At 56.5% G+C, this 2550-nt stretch carries 4 protein-coding genes and 1 pseudogene; all 5 read left to right on the plus strand.

Annotated features, from left to right (window positions below; genetic code table 11):
* Window positions 1-370, plus strand: a 370-nt coding sequence (locus tag V6C16_RS11080) for an rRNA adenine N-6-methyltransferase family protein (RefSeq protein ID WP_333543224.1), incomplete at its 5' end; no start/stop codon positions are given.
* 112 nt (window positions 371-482) lie between these two features.
* Window positions 483-755 (plus strand): HU family DNA-binding protein, encoded by a 273-nt coding sequence (locus V6C16_RS11085; RefSeq protein WP_333536091.1) that lies wholly within the window; start codon window positions 483-485, stop codon window positions 753-755.
* A 379-nt stretch (window positions 756-1134) separates the two neighbouring features.
* Entirely contained in the window at window positions 1135-1338 is a 204-nt protein-coding gene (rpsU, locus tag V6C16_RS11090) for a 30S ribosomal protein S21 (RefSeq protein ID WP_012624720.1), read from the plus strand.
* Between the two features lie 112 nt (window positions 1339-1450).
* Window positions 1451-1918, plus strand: a complete 468-nt coding sequence (locus V6C16_RS11095) for a GatB/YqeY domain-containing protein (RefSeq protein ID WP_333536092.1) — start codon at window positions 1451-1453, stop codon at window positions 1916-1918.
* Between the two features lie 280 nt (window positions 1919-2198).
* Window positions 2199-2550: pseudogene (locus V6C16_RS11100) on the plus strand (endonuclease MutS2); the annotation flags it as partial.

Genomic DNA, 2550 nt, shown 5'->3' on the forward strand with positions numbered 1-2550 from the left:
GGGCACGGGGCACTACGGCGCGCTCTCGGTCTGGGTGCAAAGCCATGCCCGCCCCCGCATGGAATTTGTGGTGGGTCCGGGTGCGTTCAGCCCGCCTCCCAAGGTAGACTCTGCGGTTCTGAGCTTTGAACCGCTGCCCGCCCATGACCGGCCCGCACATCCGAAGCTGCTCTCGCGCCTTCTGCGGATATGTTTTCAGCAACGACGCAAACAGCTTGGCGGCATATTCCGACGCGCCGCACTGCCGGGTCTTGAGAAGTCCCTGCACGACGCCTGCATTGATCCCGCCTTGCGGCCCGAAGCCCTGACATGCTCCGATTTTCAGCGTATAACCGCTTTTTGGGCTTCACAACTTGACAACAAGGCATAAAAAGTTTTCAGTCTATCCACTAATCTTGCTGCGTTGTATGCCTTCAGGCTTTTTATAGGGTCACGAAGGCCGCCTGGAACAGCGCGGGGGAACCTTTCAGGAGGACACGCTGATGACTAAGGCTGATCTTGTTGAAAAAATAGCTGCCAAGGCCAACTTGACCAAGGCTGCTGCCGAACGGACCCTCAATGCCTTTCTCGCTTCTGTCGAAGACGCTCTTGTCAAGGAATCCAAACTTACGCTTACCGGTTTCGGCACATTCGCAGTGGAGCACCGTAAGGCCAGGCAGGGTCGCAACCCCCGCACCGGCGACACGCTTACCATCCCGGCGTGCAAGATTATCAAGTTCCGCCCGGGCAAACTGCTCAAGGACTCGCTGAACTAGAGCAGATTAACTTTGAGAATGGATATTCTCAAAGTTTACTTCGGCGCTTAACAGCGCAAGTAAATTGCGCACTCCTTCGCTACAGGGGCCTGCTCACGCAGTCGCCAGAGCAACTTCAAAATGAAAATGCTCTGATGATGCGAGCAGTGATGATAAGCGTCCAGGATAATGTAAACATTTAACGCATGCGCCTTACAGCTACGGCAATTTTTTCGCCATACAAAATCGTAACGGCGAAAAAAGCTTGCCTTTTTTCAGCCTCCGGGCTATAGAAGCACTTCACTTGCGACATCGTCGCCAGTCCGTACGCGGGTAAAGCCCGTGAACGGTATTTTTTGGGGCCGTAACCATAGGCCCTCCGCCGAAGGGGGTGATTTTCTTGCCCGGAGTTTTTCTTAACGAAGACGACTATAACTTCGATATTGCGCTGCGCCGCTTTAAGAAGCAGGTAGAAAAGGCCGGCATTCTTTCTGAAATGAAGAAGCGCCAGCACTACGAAAAGCCCAGCGTCATGCGCAAAAAGAAGAAGGCCGCCGCCCGGAAGCGGTTGATGAAAAAGATCAGGAAGATGAACATGGCCTAACCGGGGGCGCATACATGCGCCCGGGGCCTTGCATCCGGCCAGTTATGCGGGAAGCCCCTTTTGGGGTTTCCCGCATTTTCTGCTTTACTCCACCCTTCACCACACCACTGCCATGACCGTTACCACCACGCTTTTTGAACAGATTGAAAAAGACTATGTGCGCGCCTACAAAGCCAAAGACAGCGTGCGCCTTACAGTGCTGCGCCTGTTGAAAACAGCGGTCAAGAACCGCCTGGTGGACCTGCGGCGGCCCGGCGGCAGCCTTTCCGATGAAGAAATGCTTGATGTCATTGTCAAGGAAGGCAAGCAGAGGCAGGACTCCATCGAGCAGTACACGGCTGCCCAGCGGCCCGACCTTGCCGAAAAAGAGGCTGCGGAACTGGTCGTCCTCAAGGACTACCTGCCCAAGGCCCTTGGTCAGGATGAACTGAACGCCCTCATTGAAAGCACCATTGCCGAACTTGGCGCATCGTCGCCCAAAGATATGGGCAGGGTCATATCCGCTATCATGGCCGGCCATAAGGGCCAGGTGGACGGCAAGGCACTTTCTGAGGCCGTGAAAAAACGCCTGCAATCCTGACCAGCCCCTGACCCGCCTGCGCTGCAAGATTGCCAAAGCAGGCGGCAGCGCAATATTTTCAGCCGCTTTTCCGTCATGGCGGATATACAGCGGCCTTCCAGATGCGGAACTCGCCCTGCCGTCCGGCCACAGGCCGTTGTAACCGGGAGTTGCCTCGCAAGATGGAAATACTGTGTGTCCGGCAAAAACGCACTCTCCGGAATATGCGGGCCGTCAGGCCCTTCGGGAGCTGCGTCCTTTTTTCTGTGACAAGCCATTTCATTGCTCCCGAGGCATCAGCATGATTCACGCCCGTACGCTCCAGGCCCTGGAATTCAATCACATCACTGACCACCTGGCTTCGCTCTGCCTTTCAGGCGTGGGGCGTGACCGCGCACTGGCTCTTGCCCCGCTGCCCTTGGCTGAAGATGTAAATCTGGCGGCGCGGGTATATGAAGAAGCGGCGGACTGGGCCTCACTTCCGGCTGCCGGGGGAACCGCATTTACTCTCAATGCCTTTCCTGATGTCACAGGTTTTCTGCACGCCGCGCAAACCAGCCGTCCCCACGCTTTTCAGCCCGATGTGGACGCCTTCTGGGCGCTGCGCGAAGTCCTGCGCACGGCACGCGACGCCCACGCATCCATTGCCGTGC

The sequence above is a fragment of the Desulfovibrio sp. 1188_IL3213 genome, from assembly GCF_036763145.1.
Taxonomy (GTDB): domain Bacteria; phylum Desulfobacterota; class Desulfovibrionia; order Desulfovibrionales; family Desulfovibrionaceae; genus Desulfovibrio.